This window comes from Litchfieldia sinesaloumensis (assembly GCF_900156865.1).
GTDB classification, from domain to species: Bacteria; Bacillota; Bacilli; order Bacillales; family Bacillaceae_L; genus Ferdinandcohnia; species Ferdinandcohnia sinesaloumensis.
This window is the reverse complement of record NZ_LT732529.1, coordinates 876,282-895,583: the sequence shown is the minus strand read 5'-3', so window position 1 is coordinate 895,583 and position 19,302 is coordinate 876,282. Positions and strand designations below refer to the sequence as shown.

Below are 19,302 nucleotides of genomic sequence, written 5' to 3'. Positions count from 1 at the left end.
CATAATTAATGAATGTTCTACTTACATAATACGCTATTTCCATTAAAATTTGACGGTTGGCAAGCGTTGAGTTTGTTTACAGTTGTATTAACGTCATGTTGCAAATAAGTTCCAAAAAAAGTCATGAATCAAAGATCCATGACTTTTACTAGATTAGTTTGTGTAATTTTCTTTCACAACAGACGCACAACGTAAACAAAGCTCTGGGTGATCCTTATCTTCACCAACAGTTGGTGTCACAACCCAACAACGGTCACATGTTTCACCTTCTGCAACTTCGACAACAATCTTAACCTGATCGAAGACTTGCGCGTTTTCTGGGGCATCCTCATAGGAACCACCTATTGTAAAGCCTGATACAATAAATAACTGCTGCACATTTTCCTCAACTGAGTCTAAAAGTTCTTTTGTTTTGGAATTCGGATAAAGAGTGATACTAGCAGCTAAAGATTTACCAATTACTTTCTCATTTCTAGCTGTCTCAAGTGCTTTAAGTACATCATCTCTAAGCTCCATGAATGAATCCCATTTTGCTTCTAGCTCATCTCCATTAGGAATCACAACTGAAGTTGGCATATCAACTAATTGCACACTTTCTTCATGAACAGAATCAATGTGAGACCATACTTCATCAGCTGTGTGTGGAAGAATTGGCGTTACAAGCTTCGTTAAGCTAACTAATGCTTCATATAAGACTGTTTGAATAGAACGACGATCATGTTGGTCAGCCGCTTCAATATATAGGATATCCTTTGCAAAGTCCAGATAGAATGAGCTTAATTCAATTGTACAGAAATTGTGAACAGAGTGATAAACACCTGCAAATTCATAATTATCATAAGATGTTTTAACCTTATCAATTAATTTATTTAACTTAACAAGGATATAACGGTCAACCTCACGTAACTCATTTACTGGAACTGCATTAGTTTCTGGATTAAAATCACTCAGGTTACCTAATAAGAACCGGAACGTATTTCTGATTTTACGATAAACCTCTGCTACCTGTTTTAATATTGCGTCAGAAACACGGACGTCTGCTTGATAGTCAACAGATGCTACCCATAATCGTAAAATGTCTGCACCTAGCTGTTTCATAACCTTTTCAGGTACCACAACGTTCCCTAATGATTTACTCATCTTACGACCATCACCATCGAGGGCAAAACCGTGGCTTAGCACTCCTTTATAAGGCGCTTTTCCTGTTACAGCAACTGCAGTCGAAAGTGAAGAGTTGAACCAACCACGATATTGGTCAGAACCTTCTAGATAAAGGTCTGCCGGACGTTGTAAATCTTCTCTTTCTAACAGAACCGCTTGATGGGATGAACCAGAGTCGAACCACACGTCCATAATGTCATCTTCTTTTGTGAAGACACCGTTCGGACTTGATTCATGCGTGAATCCATCAGGTAATAAGGCTTTCGCTTCACGTTCAAACCAAACATTTGAACCGTATTCTCTAAATAAATTTGAAACATGATTAATTGTTTCATCTGTAATTATGGGTTCACCATTTTCACCATAAAATACTGGAATAGGTACACCCCATGCACGTTGACGTGAAATACACCAGTCTCCTCGGTCACGAACCATATTGTAGAGACGTGTCTCGCCCCATGCTGGAACCCATTTCGTTTCTTTAACAGCTTCCATTAACTCATTTCTAAAGTCCTTTATCGATGCAAACCATTGTGCAGTAGCTCTAAAAATGGTTGGCTTTTTCGTACGCCAATCATGTGGATATGAGTGAGTTATGAAAGAAAGTTTCAAAAGTGCTCCAACTTCATTTAACTTTTCTGTAATCGGTTTGTTGGCCTCATCATAGAATAACCCTTCAAACCCTTCTGCTTCTGCTGTCATGTAGCCTTTTTCATCTACAGGGCATAAAACGTCAATTCCGTATTTTTGGCCCACAATGAAATCGTCTTCCCCGTGACCAGGTGCTGTATGTACACATCCAGTACCTGCATCAGTTGTTACATGATCACCTAGCATCACTAATGAATCCCGTCCATAGATTGGATGTGACGCAACGACCTTATCTAATTCACGACCTTTAAATGTTTTAACAACAACTACGTCTTCCCAACCAATCTCTTTTGTTACTGCTTCTAGTAATGCTGAAGCAACAACAAACTTATTGTTTTCAACACTAATAACACTATATTCAAGTTCTGGGTGTACACTGATTCCTAAATTTGCAGGAATCGTCCATGGAGTTGTTGTCCAGATGATGATTTTTTCATCACCTTCTAACACACCCTTTCCATCCTTAACAGGGAATGCAACATAGATTGATGGTGAACGCTTATCTTGGTATTCAATTTCCGCTTCTGCTAGTGCTGATTCACTTGAAGGGGACCAGTATACCGGTTTAAGTCCTTTATAGATATAACCCTTTTTAGCCATTTCACCAAATACTTTGATTTGCTGAGCCTCATATTCTGGTTTTAATGTAATATAAGGGTTTTCCCAATCACCCCGAACGCCTAGTCGTTTAAATTGCTCTCTTTGGTTATTTATTTGTTCATATGCGTATTCCTCACATAGCTTACGGAATTCAGCAACACTCATTGATTTACGATTTACCTTTTTATTTTTTGTAAGTGCTGTTTCAATTGGAAGTCCGTGCGTATCCCAACCAGGAACATAAGGTGCACAATAACCGTTCATTGATTTAAAACGAACAATCATGTCCTTGATGATTTTATTGAGTGCATGACCCATATGGATATCACCATTTGCATAAGGAGGGCCATCATGTAGTACGAATAATGGGCGACCTTTTGTGCGTTCTTGAACCTTTTGATAAATGTTCATGTTTTCCCATTTTTCTTGCATCTGTGGTTCACGATTAGGTAGATTTCCACGCATCGGGAACTCAGTTTTTGGCATTAATAATGTGTCTTTGTAATCCATAACCTTTTCCTCCTAAATTAGATAAAACTTACTTGCAGCTTCTATGGACAGGTAGTAAACACGAGTTGAATACAAAAAAGCCCTCTCATCCCAAAAAGGGACGAGAAGGCTCTCGCGGTACCACCCTTATAGACAAATATACTATATTCGTCCACTCGACATTCGTAACGTGAATGATTCGCGATATGCTTACTTAGAAATGTCAATATACAGGGTATAGTTGAACCATTTATATATGTTCAGCATCGAACTCCAGGGTGATTTTCATTTTTATCACTTATATCAGGCTTCCACCAACCCTGACTCGCTAACATAAGAACGACAAAAACTACTGTCCCTTTCATAGCTACTTTTTGTATTCAAGTGTAATTAGTTGTTTTAAAATTATATGCGTAATGAACAAAAGAGTCAAGTATTCAAACTAGTTTTCTTCTGACTCCGCAAACACAGGCTCTACGTTATATTCCATTAAGTGATCCCAATCATCGTTATTTAAAAGATCAAGCTGAGCTTCAATTAGCATCTTAAATCTTGTTTTAAATACTTTGGATTGTTTCTTTAATTCTTCAATTTCGATTGATATCTTCCTAGATTTAGCTAGTGATTCATTAATAATACGATCAGCATTCTTTTCTGCTTCTTTAATAATTAGTTTTGCTTCCTTGGAAGCATTACGCTTTACTTCTTCAGCTGTTTCTTGAGCAATTAGAATTGATTTATTTAATGTTTCTTCGATATTTGTAAAATGACCAAGTTTCTCATTTAATTCTGATAGCTTTGATTCAAGCTCTTTTTTTTCACGAATAACCAACTCATAGTCTTTAATGACTTGATCTAGAAATTCATTTACCTCATCTTCATCATAACCACGAAAGCCTTTATTAAATTCTTTATTATGAATATCTAATGGCGTTAAAGGCACGAATGCCACCTCCAAAAATTAATAGATAAAAAACATTCTCTATTTGAATGATACTTTACATTTCGACAAAAAAGAAGAAATTCCTGCATTGTTTTCAATTATTTTTGTCTTCCTACATTTATTCTCCATTTATCTCTTTTCGTTTTTCCATCAATTGAATGGAGTTTGCTTCTCCCATATCCACGAACAGAGAGAACATCACTTTCCTTACATTCAAATGATGTTTGATCAATTACCTTCCAATTCACTTTAACAAGACCATTTTCTATAAGAGCTTGTACTTTTTGTCTGGAAACATTTAAGACCGACGAAAGTACGGTATCTAATCGCAACGAAGAAACTGTAACAACTTGCTCTGTCCAATCTTCATTTACCAATAGAATTTCGGTTACAGGTATTTCTGTCAATGAAACAGTTGCTTTTCCAACCGAGTTTAAATTCATTCGTACAAAATCAGCAATCTCTTTCGCAACGATTAATTGAATTCTCTCATCGTGGGTTAGGATGTCTCCAAACTTAGATCGTTTCAATCCAAGTGACATTAGTGAACCAAGCACCTTACGATGGTCCACAGTAACAAATTTGACAGGATACTTTAGTTCAAAATAGGAAAGATTATAGTCATCTTCATTTGGAGAAAAATAGGTTGGATATATTAAAGCCCTCTTGCGTTCAAGCCCTTCTTTTCCACCAAAAAAATCAACAAGCGTGTCTCCGTTTGTACCAATCACTTGTTTTACAATCTCCTGTTCACGTGGATCTAGGAAATCAGTTAACTTGGGACTGTATTGGTTTTCTACAAGCTGTTTCCATTCCAAAACTTGATCAATGAACGCATGCTCTTCTTTTCGAAAATGTTGATATAAATTCATAATGTAGATACCTCTTTTAAATAAAAAAGCTTAAGAAATGCAGCCTATTTTATTTGACTTTGGACTATAACAATTTTAGCCTTGTCAAAAATGAAGAAAGGGACCTCATAAAAGGTCCTTTAGAACATGTTTTGTAACGCATAAACTCCTCTTCCAGCGAAGTTGAGAACTAGGATTGCAACAATCGGAGAAATATCGATCATTCCTAGTGGAGGTATAAATCGTCTAAATGGTTCCAAATATGGTTCACAGATTCTTGCTAGAAACTGGCCAATTCCAGACTCCCTAGCATTTGGAAACCATGACAATAAAATATAGATGATAAGTGCGTAAGAATACAACACAAGCACTTGACTTAAAATACCGAAAATAAGACCCATTTTCGATTACCACCCCTTTTCAGTATATTCTTCATTAGAGACAATCTCAGAGATATTTCCTGAAACATCGACATTATCAGGAGTACACAAGAATATATTAGAACCAATTCGTTGTATATCTCCACCAATTGCATAGACTGTACCACTTAAAAAGTCAACAATTCTTTTTGCCTGATTGTGCTCAACGCGTTGAAGGTTTACAACGACTGCTCGTCTATTCTTTAAATGATCTGCAATCTCCTGTGCCTCAGCATATACACGTGGTTCAAACAGGATGACTTTTGAAGACTTCTGAACGCTTTGTAAGCTTACTACATTTTGTTTTGTAGCAGGTTTTGTGGGTTTTGTAGGCTCCACTTCTTCTTCAAAATAATCTTCCTCATCATAATCATATTCATCCTCTAACGCAAAAAAACTTTTAAATTTGGTTTTTATACTCATTTATAACACCTCTCTTTATTCAAATGCGCTAAAACTCTTTTCCTACGAGGGATGTACCAATGCGAATGAAAGTGGCCCCTTCTTCAATGGCAATTTCAAAATCATTGGACATACCCATAGATAATTCTGTACAAGGAGCATATGGTAAACCAAGGGCTTGTACATCGTCTCTTAGCGTACGTAACTTCTGGAAGCATTTGCGTATGTTAGTAGTATCTTCAGTGAATGGGGCCATTGTCATTAATCCCACGACCTCAATGGAAGAAAATTTTTCGAGTTCCTTTATGAAAGGCTTTAGATGCTCCGGTGACATACCATGTTTTGATTCTTCCCCAGATGTATTCACCTGAACAAAACATTTCACCTTATTTGTTGCGCGCTTATGTATTTCCTCCGCTAAAGAAATTCGATCAAGTGAATGAATGTAATCCACTTTATTGACAATCCTTTTTACTTTTTTAGTCTGAAGAGATCCTATAAAATGCCATGTTGGTTCATCGCCAAGTGATTCCTGCTTGTTTAACAGTCCATCATCACGATTTTCTCCAATATGGTAAATTCCAGCATTAATGGCTTCTCTTGTCGTTTCAATACTAACATATTTTGTAACCGCAATGATTGAAACAGAATCTTCTCTGCGGTTGGATCGTTTACATGCCTGCGCAATGTGTTCTTGAATGTTTAACAGATTATCTTTTACGCTCATTTTTATTTTAATCCTCCTTAAAGCCAATAAAACTCATCATTCTTCCCGTTTTCCCGGCATCTCTCCGGTGTGAAAAGAATAGCTGATTCTCACAAGATGTACAATATGAGGAAACTTGAATATGTTCAGGAGGAATCCCTGCTCTTACCATTAGTTGGTAATTCATTATTTTCAAATCTAATCGATACTGGTTGTCACTTACTTTCTCGTATGTTTTTTGATTAACTTCATCCAAAGCACTAACAAAGTTCAGCACGTAATCATCCACAATATAGCAGCAATTATCAATTGCTGGTCCGATTAAAGCATGGATTTCATGAGGCATGACACCCTCTTTAGCCCAAGCACGAACTAGCTCTCCTGCAATATCATGAACCGTTCCCTTCCATCCTGCATGAGCTATACCGATTATCTGCTTTGAAGGTGCAAAAAAGTACAACGGAACACAGTCAGCAAAACAAAGAGTTAACAGGATATTTTTTTGAGTTGTATATAAACCATCAGTGTCCTTTATGCTATCCTCGTATGTAAAAACCCCTGCACCAAGATCATCTAACATGACCTTAGCGATTGTATTTTTATGTGTTTGCTCAGAACATACCCAGTTTTCAGTAGGAAATTGGAGAATGTCTGCCAATATTCTTCGATTGGAGACAACAGTGTTGTACTCATCTTTTACATGCAACCCAAGATTTAAGGATTTAAATTCCTTATCACTACATCCACCATTTTTTGTGGTAAAACCAACGACCAGCTGATTAGAAAAATGATTCCATCCATTGAATGTTAACACTTGTTCTGAATTCTGAATAAATGGTTCAACCTTCATAACAACATCCCTTTATTTATCATAATCAACCTTTAAAAATTGGTCGACATTTTTTTATTATTCTTAATAAATAGGCCCTTCTTTTGCTTATTTTATCATATCTTAGCAAAAGAAAGGAGATTATGTTAGCAAAAATGTCAAATAAGCTAAGATTATTCGATTTGACTCTCTGTTCTTACTAATATGACATCCTTCCCTACTTTTATTATATTTCTCCATGGAATGACAATCTCTTCATCGCGTCCAAATAAGCCCAAAACCTTCCCGTAACCGCCAATAATTATCGATTCTATTTTTCCAGTTGTTAGGTTGATATCGATGTCCCCGATATTCCCAAGCCTCTTCCCATCGACAACACTTACAACATCCTTTGCCTGAAAATCAGAAATCCTAACCATATCCCACGCCCCCTATATTCCTACTATTGTATATTTATATGCCTGACTCACTCCTTTTTATGAGATAAAAAAGACATTCGAATATATCGAATGTCTAGTTATTTGACTTATCCATGCTATAACTTGTCCATAAATGGCATTTAGCCATTTAATTTTGGATATTCTTATTCATTTGTTTGATTGCAGCTTTTTCAAGACGTGATACTTGGGCTTGAGAGATTCCGATTTCTTCAGCAACTTCCATTTGTGTTTTACCTTGAAAAAATCGTTTACGAAGGATTAACTTTTCGCGATCGTTTAATCGTCTCATACCTTCCTTTAAGGCGATTTCCTCAATCCAGTTTGAATCACGGTTTCGTTCATCACTTAATTGATCCATCACATAGATTGGATCTCCCCCATCATTATAGATAGGTTCAAATAATGATACAGGGTCTTGAATGGCATCAAGTGCAAATACTATTTCCTCGTGTGGCACTTCGAGAACCTTTGAGATTTCTTCAGCAGTTGGTTCCCTCGATGTTTCACTCATCAAACGCTCTCTTACTTGCAAAGCCTTATAGGCAATGTCACGAAGTGAACGTGACACCCTGATAGGATTGTTGTCTCGTAAATAGCGCCGAATTTCACCGATAATCATCGGTACCGCATAGGTGGAGAATTTCACATTCTGACCAAGGTCAAAATTATCGATTGATTTCATTAAGCCAATGCATCCGACTTGAAATAAATCATCTACAAATTCTCCTCTGTTGTTAAAACGTTGAATGACACTGAGAACAAGTCGTAAATTTCCATTTACGAGCTTATCGCGAGCAGACAAATCACCACTTTGCATTTGTCTAAATAACTGTCTCATCTCTTCATTCTTTAGTACTGGAAGTTTTGAAGTATCAACACCACAAATTTCTACTTTATTTCGAGTCAATTCTTTCCCTCCTAACAGGAGTTGCTGTACAAAGTTAAGTATCTCCGTTAGAGGGAAAAATATGCATTTCTAATTCACAACTATTTCCAGAATAAATGTAAAAAAACAGTTAAATCAACAGGTTGCGTCCGAAATAAATTTTCCATTCAGACCATCTTATTGAATTCTTTACGCAGACGTTTTATGATTCGTTTTTCTAATCTTGAAATATAGGATTGGGAAATCCCAAGCATATCCGCAACGTCCTTTTGCGTTTTTTCTTCTCCACCAATGAGCCCAAATCGCAGCTCCATAATCTGTTTTTCACGATCATTAAGTTGGTGTAATGCCTTCACCAAAAGCTTGCGGTCGACATTTGCCTCCAAATCCTTTGTGATAATATCCTCCTCTGTTCCTAACACATCGGATAATAATAATTCATTACCATCCCAATCGATATTTAATGGTTCATCAAAGGATACTTCCGACCTAATTTTATTATTTCGTCGCAAATACATCAAAATCTCATTTTCAATACATCTTGATGCGTAGGTTGCGAGTTTAATTTTCTTTTCAGGGTTAAAGGTATTTACAGCTTTGATTAGTCCGATCGTTCCAATGCTTATTAAATCCTCGATGTTAATACCGGTATTTTCAAACTTTCGTGCGATGTAAACGACAAGTCGTAGATTTCTTTCTATTAGTATTGATCTCGCAGCCTTATCACCACTAGGTAGCTTATTTAAGAGGACTTCTTCCTCATCCTTTGAAAGAGGTGGAGGTAATGCTTCACTTCCTCCGATATAATAAATCTCATCAGTTTTGAGACCTAATTTAAGTAATATTTTATACCACCAATATGTAAGCTTTAATTTTAGTTTAGCCACAGGTACGTTCTCCCTTCTAATTTGTAAAAAACATGAGTATGATATTTATAAGCATTATTTAGTTTGACTTCTTGTTAAGATGCAGACGGAATAGAGGCAGAAACAAGCATTTTCGGATGAATGATACAATCATACTCCCCATCTGTTGACAGAGTTGTATGATTGATGGCCACCAGACCTTTTTTCACAGTATTTTCTTTATTCCCTTCATAGATTGTAATCTGGTCAGGTTTAACTGCTAGTAAAAATTGATGCTCCTGTCCAACCCCTCGGTATGGAATAAGTCTTACACGACTTTCCCATTTATGTGATTCGGAATTTGTGTCATTTGTTAAAAGCTCAATATTTTTTGATTGTTCAATTAACGGTTTCGGGAATAAATGTTCATATTTATTTATATCCAAGATCATAACTGGGCTTTTCGTAATCGGATCAAACAATTGATTACCACTGTCTACTAATCCATTTAAATGTATTGTTACATCATCAATCACAATCTTTACAGCTACAATCTGGTCATAAAATACTTGCTTCGTCTCGATATCCTCAATTCTATTTTTAGAGAAATACCATAAAATCGGAAAACCTAACAATACAAATCCCCAGCTAATTGGATTACCATAGCCCGAAGATTTAGTTAGAATAGATCCATCAAATACTTTCACATCAAATTCCATGAAATAATGAACCCCTATCATCCCACCTCCAATCATGAAAGTAGCAAAATAAAAGGTTAAAAGTCCTTGGATAAAATAGCGAAATCTTTTATATCCAAATGCGACTCCAACAATCACAATCGAAAAGAGTAGCTTTGTAATAGGATGTGACCCTAACACAGCAAAAGGAGAGACCACTAATAGTACGAGCAAAGACCCAATAAAAGAACCTACTAAAATTCTCCATTTGACAATCCTACGTTTTAATATCATAGCAGTTAACAGTAATAATAGGGCGTCAAAGAAAAAGTTTAACAACCAGATTACATCTATATAGATAGACAATCTATTTCTCCTTTCACTAATAGTCACTATACTTTTTCATACGCTTTAACACTATTTTTATTAAATTTTTAATCTTAGAAATTAGTATATAGTACATCTTATATGGAAGTCTGTCATTTCATGCCGATAATAAAAGAGAAATTTTGAAGGATTAGTTCTTATTTTGTCAGTTAACTTAGAACAAAGGAGAATGGATTTAAAAAAGGGGAATAATAAAAAAGCATTCAACAATTTACTTGTCAAATGCCTTTTTAATAGATAAGGATATTGGCTATCCTCTTCGGTTACGATTACGTAAAAATGTTGGTACATCAATTTCATCTTCAACATGAACAGCACCACGTGTATTCATTTCCTGAACAGGCTCTTCACGCTTAATTTCTCTTTCTCTTCTAGGTGAAGGTGTAGCCTGGACTTGTGGTTGTGGTTTCACGCTAACAGATGGACGAGATGGACGCCCCGGATTAACTTCTGCCTCTGTAAAGCCTGTTGCAATAACTGTTACAACGATTTCCTCTTTTAAGTTTTCGTTGATAACAGAACCAAAGATCATATTAACTTCCTGATCTGATGCAGACGCAACAATATCAGCTGCCTCCTGAACTTCATACAGGCTTAAGTTCGTTCCACCTGTGATATTCATAAGAACACCTTGTGCACCATCAATTGAAGTCTCAAGCAGTGGACTTGAAATAGCTTTTTTAGCGGCTTCGGCAGCACGATTCTCACCTGTTGCAACACCAATTCCCATTAGAGCAGAACCTTTATTTGACATAATCGTTTTTACGTCAGCAAAGTCAAGGTTGATTAATCCTGGTACAGCGATTAAGTCAGAGATACCTTGTACACCTTGGCGTAACACATTATCTGCTTCACGGAATGCTTCAAGCATTGGCGTGTTTTTATCAACAATTTCAAGTAGACGGTCGTTTGGAATAACAATCAATGTGTCTACTGCTTCTTTCATTGCAGAAATACCACCAGCAGCTTGAGTTTGACGTTTTCTGCCTTCAAAAGTGAAAGGTCTTGTAACTACACCTACTGTTAGCGCTCCTAAGTCTTTTGAGATTTGTGCAATAACAGGGGCAGCACCAGTACCTGTTCCACCACCCATTCCTGCAGTAACGAATACCATGTCAGCACCTTTAAGAGCTTCTTCAATTTGTTCTCTGCTTTCTTCTGCGGCTTTCTTACCTACTTCGGGATTTGCTCCAGCACCAAGACCACGAGTTAATTTCCCACCAATTTGCATTTTTATTTCAGCTTTTGAAAGGTTTAAGGCTTGAGCGTCTGTATTAACCGCGATAAACTCGACACCTTGTACACCGTGCTCGATCATTCTGTTTACCGCGTTATTACCACCGCCACCTACACCTATTACTTTTATAGTAGCTAATTGATCAACGTTTGTATCAAACTCTAACATTATAAGATCCTCCTAATTTGCAATTATACTTCTCTTGTAATCTAAAACTATTCAAAGAAGAGACCGAAAAATCTCTTAACCTTTTTCCCAATATTTTGTTCCTCTTTTGAGTTTTTAGGTTGATTTTTCGCTTGAGGCTGTCTAGTCGGCCTTTTTTCAGGTGTTTCTACCTGTACTGTCGTACTAATCTTTCTTCCTTGAATTCTTGCTTGCTCATATGCAAACTGCAGTAACCCCACGCCTGTTGCATATTGAGGCTCTCTGACACCAATATAATCTGGCTTAGCAATTCTTACATTACTTCGTAACACAAGATGGGACAGTTCTAATACACCAGGCATATTCACTACTCCACCTGTCAGAACATAGCCGCCAGGAAGATCTCCTACACCCATTTTTTTAATTTCTTTTTGAACTAGTTGCAAAATCTCTTCTAGTCTAGCTTCGATGATGTCAGAAATTTGTAATTGGGTAAATGTTTCTTGTTGATCACTACCAATTATCGGAACATTAAATACTTCTTCATCAGAAGCATCATCATAGAAAGCATGTCCATGTTTAATTTTAATCTTCTCTGCATCTTCAGTAGATGTTCGCAATCCAATTGCTAAATCCTTTGTAATATGGTCTCCACCAACAGGCAGAACACTCGTTGCCTTTAAGAAGCCATTATTGTAAAGAGCAACCGTTGTTGAACCTCCGCCAATATCTACGAGAGCAACCCCTAGGTTTTTCTCATCATCAGATAATGAAATGGAGCCTGAAGCAAGAGGTTGTAAAGAAATCGCTGTGATATCAAGACCTGCTTTCTCTACACAACGCAGGAGGTTATGTAAAATTGTACGTGATGTAGTAATAATCGTACCTTCAACTTCTAGTCTGACGCCCAGCATACCTCTAGGGTCACTAATTTCATCATACCCATCCACAATAAATTGTTTTGGGATCATATCGATAATTTCCCTTTCTGGTGGAAGAGAAATAAATTGTGCTGCATCAATAACACGTAAGACATCTTCATTACTAATCTCACGATTTTGACGAGACTCAGTGGAAACTGCCACAACCCCATGGGCATCCTGTAATTGCACGTTCATTGCAGGAACAGAAACAACCACTTGATTAATAGAAATGCCTACCATTCTTTCTGCTTGCTCTACTGCCTTCTTTATAGAATGAACGGTCTCATCTATGTCTACGATAGAACCTTTTTTTAAGCCTTCTGATTTAACATTACCCACACCTATTATGTTAAGTGAGTCATCTACCATTTCTCCGATGATTACCTTAACATTGGATGTACCGATGTCAAGACTAACACATATTTCATTGCTGTTCATTCTGTGGCACCTCCTTAATTCAAATAACACATTTCAAAATACATTTTCGAACAACAACTCTCACATTTTTCATAATAATTTTTGTATATGAAAAATATTCAACAACCATATGGGTTTTCCCTTTATAAAAATCAAGTTTTTTCTATTTTATCACGAGAAAGGCTCCATTTGGATAAAATTATTCGTCGGATCACCGCAATATTTTGGAAAAGTCTTACTCCAAATGCGAAAACGGCTACCAAATACAAGTCTACACCAAGATGTACACCTAGAAAAGCTAAACTTGTTGCCAATAAAATATTAAAAAAGAAACCAGAAACAAAGACGGATTGATCATAAATATTTTGTAAATGTGCACGAATACCACCGAATAATGTATCAAGCGCGGCTAAAACAGCAATTGATAAATAATTTGAGTATTCAGCTGGAATTTTAAATTCCGATAACAGTCCGAGGATGATTCCGACTATTAGACCAAAAATAGGGAGCCACATAACTTTGTTCCACCTTTATCACTTTTTATCTGGTTCCATATTAGGTTGCATTTCTGTAATCCTAATTGGGTCATCATATGCAGGGATTGTAACGACTTTGCTAGGCTTAGATATTTTCAAGCGTAAATTGTCAATAAAGAACTGACGCTCTGCTTCTGATGCTTTTAATTTGTTGTATAATCGTTCCGCATCATCAGCAATGACTTTAATTTCAATAGGTAAAGGACTAATGGAATACGAATCTATTTTCGGTCTTCCTTGGATTTCTCGGATTACAGTTGTTGTAATCACCCGGTGACCATCAATTGAAATAGCTTTCGCCTGATAAGAGTTTAATTCATTCACAAGCCATCTCAATAAACTAGGAGAAATCGTCGTTGTATGTACACCTGCTTCATTGAACGATTGCTCAATTGTTATCGTGATTCCAGGTCCTGACACCTCAGTGAGTCCGGCCTGCTTCTTTAGTTCATCAAGGGTATCTTTAAGGATTAACATTCTACTGTCATCACGTTGATTTTCATATTGCTCCAACTTTGCTTCATATGTAAATATCTTTGTTAAAAGCTCTGTGTATAGCTCTTGGGATTGTTTTAAATCCTCCCGCAATTCCCATAAATCACGAGTATCACGTACCTCAGGTTCTTTAATGGTTTGGTATTGGACAGCAACCATAAAACCTATAATACACGTTATCACTGTAAAACTTATACCTGTTTTTTTGTCCAATAATACCACCAGCCTTCTATATCAAAGAACATCAACTTACTACTTTTTTGCATTAATCAGTGGGTCCATTTGAATTTGAGTTTTATTCTCAATTTTCACAACAATGTTATCCTGTACCAATTGGTCTGTTATTCCTCCGTTCATGTTTAAGGCAGGAACAAGAACATCTGGGTCTCCAATTGCAGTAATCACGAACGGAGCAGGATAGGGTTGTCCATCTACAATTACAACAGGACCGTTACAGTATATATAGGAATCATGACTGAGTCTTTTACCATTAACTGACACTGCCTGAGCCCCAGAAATATAAAGCTCATTAATTACCTTGAACAAATGACTTTCATGAACTAGATAATTATTAACGTCTTGTCCAGACGGTACATAGGAGGCATCTTCTAGAGTAACGGAAACACCTGGACCTTTAACGCCAATCTCTCCTACAATCATCCGGTATTTCTCTACTTCTTCAACAAGATTGAAATAAATTTGTTCTTGTTCTTCTTTCGCTAGCTCTTCTTCATATGCTTGAATTTGATTTTGTTTTTCATTCAATTTAAGCTGAAGTTCATTATTCTTTTCACTTTGTTCATTTAGTTCGGTTCGAATTCTTGTTTCTTCATTCCATTGTTGTTCAGTTACCTGACTTGATTCCAATTGCTGTTTTGTAAATTGGTACGAAAATGAAATCATAAAGCCTAGGACTATGCATACAAATGAAAGAATAACATGTTTACCCTTCACCTTCATTTGTTTCCAGCTCCTCTTCCTCATTGATGCTTTCATAGTCATATGGAATGAAAGTAGGTACAACATCAAGTTCAATATAACCACTTAAAGACGGATCTAGTTCACTAACGATGGTTGGATATGCCTTAATATTTTCGGCAAAATTTCTTAAAGTTGCTTTTACCTCATAGCCATCAACCATATATAGCGTCATCTGAAGGGGATCATATTCAGTGGGAGTATGATGAATTTCAGAAATTAGTTTAGAAATTGATGGTTGGACCTTATTTAACTCCTTTGACAAGAGCTTTAAGGCTTTAGTACTCCAATTAACCAAGATAGGTGCATCAACTGGAATGGCTTTTGAACCACTTGTTTGCGGTTTTTCAATAATCTTTCCATTCTCGAGAATCGGAAAGAAGCCATTAGTACCACTTATATATCCTACCCTTTTCAATTCACTGACATTAATTGAGATTTGATTGGGGAGTTTTTTTTCAATAGTTACTTCATTTATTTCAGGATGCTCCTTAATATTTTCCGCGACTTTATCCTTATCAACCTTCCAAAAGCTTGTCCCAACCTTTAGTTTACTCAAGTTACTGATTTGTTCGGATGAAATATTTTGATTACCTGAAATGGTGATATCGCCAATTTTACTTAAAGGAGATTGAAAGTAAAGAATCCCTGATAGTAACAAAAAGAAAAATGTTATATACATAATCAGGCGACGATTCGCTTTTTGCTTTCTTCTTTGCTTTAACTTCGGAATTCGGTCTTCAATAGTAACAACCTTTTGCTTCGCCAAATCTATTCACCCCACTCTAGGATAGCCCTAGATGTAAAAAACTTTATTATGTTCGTTCATTTTTAATAAAAACTAACTTATTTTTCAGTCGTAAATAAATCTCTGGAACGAAAGAATAAACGGCATGTATACATGCCGTTTTAGATCTTTTACAAATAACACATACATGTTATTGTATTATATCATATTTTCCTAAGAAATGGGTGTAGAAACTGTCTACATTCGACCAATTATTTCAACTTCCGTTTCCATCTTCACACCGTGTAAACTATATATTTTTTCCTTTACATATTGAATTAAGTCAAGTACATCTTGTGCTTTTGCATTTCCGGCGTTTACAATAAAATTACCATGCATTTCAGAAATCTTGGCCCCACCGATGGAATACCCTTTTAACCCCGATTTTTCAACTAATTGACCCGCATAATTCGGGAGTGGGTTTCGGAATATACTACCAGCACACGGAAGATCCCACGGTTGTGTGTCTCTTCGATATTCTTTATTTTTCTTCATAACTGCGGATATTTCCGCTTTATCGCCTTCAGTTAATTGAAAAGTAGCTTCAACAACAATCCCAGGACGTTGTTTTTGGAGTACTGAGGTTCGATAGGAATACTCCATTTCTTCATTTGAGAGCCATTCCATACTGCCATCATTAAATAGAATATGAGCTTTAGTTAACACCTTGGAAATATCAGATCCGTGTGCACCGGCATTCATATAAACAGCTCCACCAATTGAACCTGGAATACCACTAGAGAACTCTAGTCCAGATAACCCCTTCCTAGCAATTTGAACAGCTAGACTGACAACTGAATATCCGGCACCAACAGTTAAAGTAGTACCCTCTATCTCTAAATGGTTAATCCCGTTACCGAGCTTAATAACAGCACCTTCAATTCCTTTATCAGAAACTAAAAGATTTGACCCTCTTCCAATCGCTCGCCACTCAATACCATGTTTTTTTACTATTTCTATTGACTTTTTTATCGATTCAACGCTATTTGGTTCGATAAAGATATCGGCCGGCCCACCTATCTTTATGGTTGTATGTTTAGATAAAGGTTCGTTTTCTATAACCTTACCGACATTTTCCTCTAGCAGTTCTTTTACAATACTGTCCATAATAACCTCCTTTAGAGCATTCTAAGTTGAAATAAATAGTACTTCTATGATATGCTGCATGCTGATTTATGGTACATTTGCCTATAGTAGGTCTTGCATTACCTTGTATAGCCTAGCTGCTGCATCAGGCATACCTATCTTTGTGGAAGCGTGTTTCATTTCATCTAATTTTATTGGATTCAGAAGAATTGAATCAATGTCCTTAATAAGTTGACTGCCTGTTAGATCCTTTTCAAGTCGAAGAATGGCCGCACCTTTATCACTTAGAGATCTTGCATTTTTCTCTTGGTGATTGTTCGTTACATATGGACTTGGCACCAAGATGCTTGGTAGTCCTAACGCTGTTAATTCAGCCAATGTCGTAGCACCTGCTCGTGCGACAACTAGGTCTACCCCAGCCAGCACTTCTGGCATATTGTGAATAAACGGCTTTATAATAACATTGTCTGGATTTCCAACTGCCTTTACTTGTTTAAGTACATTCTCATAATGAACTTCACCAGTCACATATAGAAATTGATAATCTTTTTCCTTTACTTCAGATAAAGCATTCAGAAATGCATCATTAAGTGGTTTCGCTCCCCTACTTCCACCTACTAACAGCACTGATCTCAGTGAACTATTAAGTCCAACAGACTCTCTTCCTACCCTTCCATCTTTACCCATTACTTCTGAAGCTCTGGGATTTCCCGTTAGGACCACTTTTTCATAAGGAAAATAGGCTTTAGCCTCTTCAAAACAAATCGCAACCTTATTCACATAACGGCTTAAGAATTTGTTTGTCAGGCCAGGTACACTATTTTGTTCATGAATTATTGTTGGGATATGTAATTTAGATGCTGCATATACGACAGGACCACAAACATACCCACCTGTACCAATGACGACATCCGGTTTAAATTCTTTAATAAGTTTTTTACTATCTCGGACACCTTTTAGGAATCGTGTAACTGTTTTTATATTTTCAAAGGAGAGGCTACGTTTAAATCCTGTAATATGAATCGTTTTAAACGGGATTCCTTCTCGGGTTACAATTCCACTTTCCAAACCTTTTTCCGTGCCGATATAGAGAAATTCAGCTGAAGGGTTAAGTTTTTTTATTTCTTTGATTAAGGCAAGCGCAGGATAAATATGACCTCCTGTACCCCCACCACTAACAACAATTTTCAAGGTTAAGTTCCTCCCATTTGGAAGTATAAATTGATTTAACCCTGTTCAAATAAACAGGGTTAAATCATTTCATAGTATAACATATATTCATCTATTTTGGGGTTAATACCGTGAGTATCTACTAATATTTAAGAGGACACCGACTGCCATAAGCATTAACGTTAGGGACGACCCTCCATAACTTAGGAATGGAAGGGTTATTCCTGTTACTGGCATTAAACCTGTCACGACTCCAATATTGATTATAACTTGGATAGCAATCATCCCAATTATTCCAATACCAAGGAAACTTCCGTATAAATCTGGTGCACCTAATGCAATCCGGACACCTCTCCAAAGTAGAATACTAAATAAAATAATGACAAAGGAGCCACCAATGAATCCCAACTCTTCTGCTAGTATGGCAAAAATAAAATCTGTTTGTGGTTCAGGTAAGTAGAAAAACTTCTGTCTACTTTGTCCTAAACCTAAGCCGAATAAACCACCAGGACCTATTGCATATAAGGATTGAATGATTTGAAATCCAGTTCCTAATGGATCTTCCCACGGATCTAAAAAGGACGTAATCCGCTTAATTCGATATGGTGCAGATAGGATTAATGCTACAAATCCTGCAACACCGATTAAACCAAGACCAACAAAGTGGGAAATTCTTGCACCCGATACATAAATCATAACTACACAAGTACCTACCATTACCGTACCTGTCCCTAAATCAGGCTGGAGCATTATCATACCAAAAGCTAAGAAAACTAGAGACAATGATGGCATTAATCCTTTTTTAAAGGAGGTTATTTTCTTCTGATTTTCAGAGAGGTATTTGGCCAAGAATGCAATCATTGCTAATTTCATAAATTCTGATGGTTGAATAGAAAATGCACCGACACCAATCCAGCTTTGCGAACCGTTACGTTCCATTCCAATTCCAGGGATTAAAACAGCAACCAATAAAACGAAGCAGATAATAATAAGAACCTTTGCCCATGTTCTCCATGTCCAATAGTCCACATTCATAATGAAAAACATTGCAATGACGCCAACACTTGCGAATAAAAGTTGTCTTTTTGCAAAGAAAAACGAATCATCAAATTTATAGGTAGCCCAAACTGCACTGGCACTATACACCATAATTAATCCTACTGCTAAAAGTGTAAGTGTAGTAATAATTAAAATAATATCGGGAGTCGTTCTTTGGGTCACAATCAAAACACCTCTACAT

General features: G+C 36.6%; 20 protein-coding genes and 1 other annotated feature. All 20 genes read right to left on the bottom strand.

The genetic code is table 11. From position 1 onward, the window contains the following. Window positions 1-153: 153 nt before the first annotated feature. Complete coding sequence (gene ileS / locus CZ490_RS04415) at window positions 154-2,922, bottom strand: isoleucine--tRNA ligase (RefSeq protein WP_077617750.1); 2,769 nt, start codon at window positions 2,920-2,922, stop codon at window positions 154-156. A gap of 93 nt (window positions 2,923-3,015) precedes the next feature. After that, window positions 3,016-3,275, bottom strand: a binding site (T-box leader). Window positions 3,276-3,343: 68 nt separating this feature from the next. Then, the gene (locus CZ490_RS04410; protein ID WP_077617749.1) at window positions 3,344-3,844 is read right to left on the bottom strand and encodes a DivIVA domain-containing protein; all 501 of its coding nucleotides are present in this window, start codon (window positions 3,842-3,844) and stop codon (window positions 3,344-3,346) included. 98 nt (window positions 3,845-3,942) lie between these two features. Further along, window positions 3,943-4,716, bottom strand: a complete 774-nt coding sequence (locus CZ490_RS04405; RefSeq protein ID WP_077617748.1) for a YlmH family RNA-binding protein — start codon at window positions 4,714-4,716, stop codon at window positions 3,943-3,945. Between the two features lie 119 nt (window positions 4,717-4,835). Next, a complete protein-coding gene (locus CZ490_RS04400) occupies window positions 4,836-5,096 on the bottom strand; it encodes a YggT family protein (protein ID WP_077617747.1) in 261 nt (86 codons plus the stop codon). A 6-nt stretch (window positions 5,097-5,102) separates the two neighbouring features. Next, entirely contained in the window at window positions 5,103-5,537 is a 435-nt protein-coding gene (locus CZ490_RS04395; RefSeq protein ID WP_077617746.1) for a cell division protein SepF, read from the bottom strand. 28 nt (window positions 5,538-5,565) lie between these two features. Continuing rightward, window positions 5,566-6,243 (bottom strand): YggS family pyridoxal phosphate-dependent enzyme, encoded by a 678-nt coding sequence (locus CZ490_RS04390; protein ID WP_077617745.1) that lies wholly within the window; start codon window positions 6,241-6,243, stop codon window positions 5,566-5,568. Window positions 6,244-6,250: 7 nt separating this feature from the next. After that, window positions 6,251-7,072, bottom strand: coding sequence for a peptidoglycan editing factor PgeF (pgeF, locus tag CZ490_RS04385; RefSeq protein ID WP_077617744.1), 822 nt, complete (start codon window positions 7,070-7,072; stop codon window positions 6,251-6,253). A 152-nt stretch (window positions 7,073-7,224) separates the two neighbouring features. After that, a complete protein-coding gene (locus tag CZ490_RS04380; RefSeq protein WP_077617743.1) occupies window positions 7,225-7,470 on the bottom strand; it encodes a YlmC/YmxH family sporulation protein in 246 nt (81 codons plus the stop codon). Between the two features lie 148 nt (window positions 7,471-7,618). Then, window positions 7,619-8,440: an RNA polymerase sporulation sigma factor SigG gene (gene sigG / locus CZ490_RS04375; RefSeq protein ID WP_472924291.1), complete on the bottom strand. Its 822-nt coding sequence runs from the start codon at window positions 8,438-8,440 to the stop codon at window positions 7,619-7,621. A gap of 104 nt (window positions 8,441-8,544) precedes the next feature. Continuing rightward, a complete protein-coding gene (gene sigE / locus CZ490_RS04370) occupies window positions 8,545-9,264 on the bottom strand; it encodes an RNA polymerase sporulation sigma factor SigE (protein WP_077617741.1) in 720 nt (239 codons plus the stop codon). A 74-nt stretch (window positions 9,265-9,338) separates the two neighbouring features. Then, a complete protein-coding gene (gene spoIIGA, locus CZ490_RS04365) occupies window positions 9,339-10,265 on the bottom strand; it encodes a sigma-E processing peptidase SpoIIGA (protein WP_077617740.1) in 927 nt (308 codons plus the stop codon). Window positions 10,266-10,536: 271 nt separating this feature from the next. After that, window positions 10,537-11,691: a cell division protein FtsZ gene (gene ftsZ / locus CZ490_RS04360; RefSeq protein WP_077617739.1), complete on the bottom strand. Its 1,155-nt coding sequence runs from the start codon at window positions 11,689-11,691 to the stop codon at window positions 10,537-10,539. Between the two features lie 47 nt (window positions 11,692-11,738). Next, the gene (ftsA, locus tag CZ490_RS04355) at window positions 11,739-13,031 is read right to left on the bottom strand and encodes a cell division protein FtsA (protein ID WP_077617738.1); all 1,293 of its coding nucleotides are present in this window, start codon (window positions 13,029-13,031) and stop codon (window positions 11,739-11,741) included. A gap of 131 nt (window positions 13,032-13,162) precedes the next feature. Then, window positions 13,163-13,525, bottom strand: a complete 363-nt coding sequence (locus tag CZ490_RS04350) for a small basic family protein (protein WP_077617737.1) — start codon at window positions 13,523-13,525, stop codon at window positions 13,163-13,165. An 18-nt stretch (window positions 13,526-13,543) separates the two neighbouring features. Next, complete coding sequence (locus CZ490_RS04345; RefSeq protein ID WP_077617736.1) at window positions 13,544-14,254, bottom strand: DUF881 domain-containing protein; 711 nt, start codon at window positions 14,252-14,254, stop codon at window positions 13,544-13,546. Between the two features lie 39 nt (window positions 14,255-14,293). Continuing rightward, window positions 14,294-15,001: a DUF881 domain-containing protein gene (locus tag CZ490_RS04340; protein WP_200801545.1), complete on the bottom strand. Its 708-nt coding sequence runs from the start codon at window positions 14,999-15,001 to the stop codon at window positions 14,294-14,296. Further along, window positions 14,985-15,788, bottom strand: coding sequence for a cell division protein FtsQ/DivIB (locus tag CZ490_RS04335; RefSeq protein ID WP_077617735.1), 804 nt, complete (start codon window positions 15,786-15,788; stop codon window positions 14,985-14,987). The genes CZ490_RS04340 and CZ490_RS04335 overlap by 17 nt, the downstream gene beginning before the upstream one ends. A gap of 216 nt (window positions 15,789-16,004) precedes the next feature. Beyond that, window positions 16,005-16,913 carry a UDP-N-acetylmuramate dehydrogenase gene (murB, locus tag CZ490_RS04330; RefSeq protein WP_077617734.1) on the bottom strand — a complete coding sequence of 303 codons (909 nt, stop codon included), beginning with the start codon at window positions 16,911-16,913 and terminating at the stop codon, window positions 16,005-16,007. Between the two features lie 81 nt (window positions 16,914-16,994). Continuing rightward, on the bottom strand, window positions 16,995-18,083 hold the full coding sequence (gene murG, locus CZ490_RS04325) for an undecaprenyldiphospho-muramoylpentapeptide beta-N-acetylglucosaminyltransferase (RefSeq protein WP_077617733.1): 1,089 nt from the start codon (window positions 18,081-18,083) through the stop codon (window positions 16,995-16,997). 102 nt (window positions 18,084-18,185) lie between these two features. Further along, the gene (gene spoVE / locus CZ490_RS04320; RefSeq protein ID WP_077620941.1) at window positions 18,186-19,286 is read right to left on the bottom strand and encodes a stage V sporulation protein E; all 1,101 of its coding nucleotides are present in this window, start codon (window positions 19,284-19,286) and stop codon (window positions 18,186-18,188) included. Window positions 19,287-19,302: the final 16 nt, after the last annotated feature.

Excerpts from the sequence above, each read along its gene's own strand:
- pgeF (WP_077617744.1), bottom strand. The coding sequence starts at position 7,072 with ATGAAGGTTGAACCATTTATTCAGAATTCAGAACAAGTGTTAACATTC.
- murB (WP_077617734.1), bottom strand. The coding sequence starts at position 16,913 with ATGGACAGTATTGTAAAAGAACTGCTAGAGGAAAATGTCGGTAAGGTT.
- ileS (WP_077617750.1), bottom strand. The coding sequence starts at position 2,922 with ATGGATTACAAAGACACATTATTAATGCCAAAAACTGAGTTCCCGATG.
- ftsZ (WP_077617739.1), bottom strand. The coding sequence starts at position 11,691 with ATGTTAGAGTTTGATACAAACGTTGATCAATTAGCTACTATAAAAGTA.
- CZ490_RS04405 (WP_077617748.1), bottom strand. The coding sequence starts at position 4,716 with ATGAATTTATATCAACATTTTCGAAAAGAAGAGCATGCGTTCATTGAT.
- ftsA (WP_077617738.1), bottom strand. The coding sequence starts at position 13,031 with ATGAACAGCAATGAAATATGTGTTAGTCTTGACATCGGTACATCCAAT.
- CZ490_RS04400 (WP_077617747.1), bottom strand. The coding sequence starts at position 5,096 with ATGGGTCTTATTTTCGGTATTTTAAGTCAAGTGCTTGTGTTGTATTCT.
- CZ490_RS04395 (WP_077617746.1), bottom strand. The coding sequence starts at position 5,537 with ATGAGTATAAAAACCAAATTTAAAAGTTTTTTTGCGTTAGAGGATGAA.
- CZ490_RS04380 (WP_077617743.1), bottom strand. The coding sequence starts at position 7,470 with ATGGTTAGGATTTCTGATTTTCAGGCAAAGGATGTTGTAAGTGTTGTC.
- CZ490_RS04390 (WP_077617745.1), bottom strand. The coding sequence starts at position 6,243 with ATGAGCGTAAAAGATAATCTGTTAAACATTCAAGAACACATTGCGCAG.
- CZ490_RS04340 (WP_200801545.1), bottom strand. The coding sequence starts at position 15,001 with ATGAAGGTGAAGGGTAAACATGTTATTCTTTCATTTGTATGCATAGTC.
- CZ490_RS04350 (WP_077617737.1), bottom strand. The coding sequence starts at position 13,525 with ATGTGGCTCCCTATTTTTGGTCTAATAGTCGGAATCATCCTCGGACTG.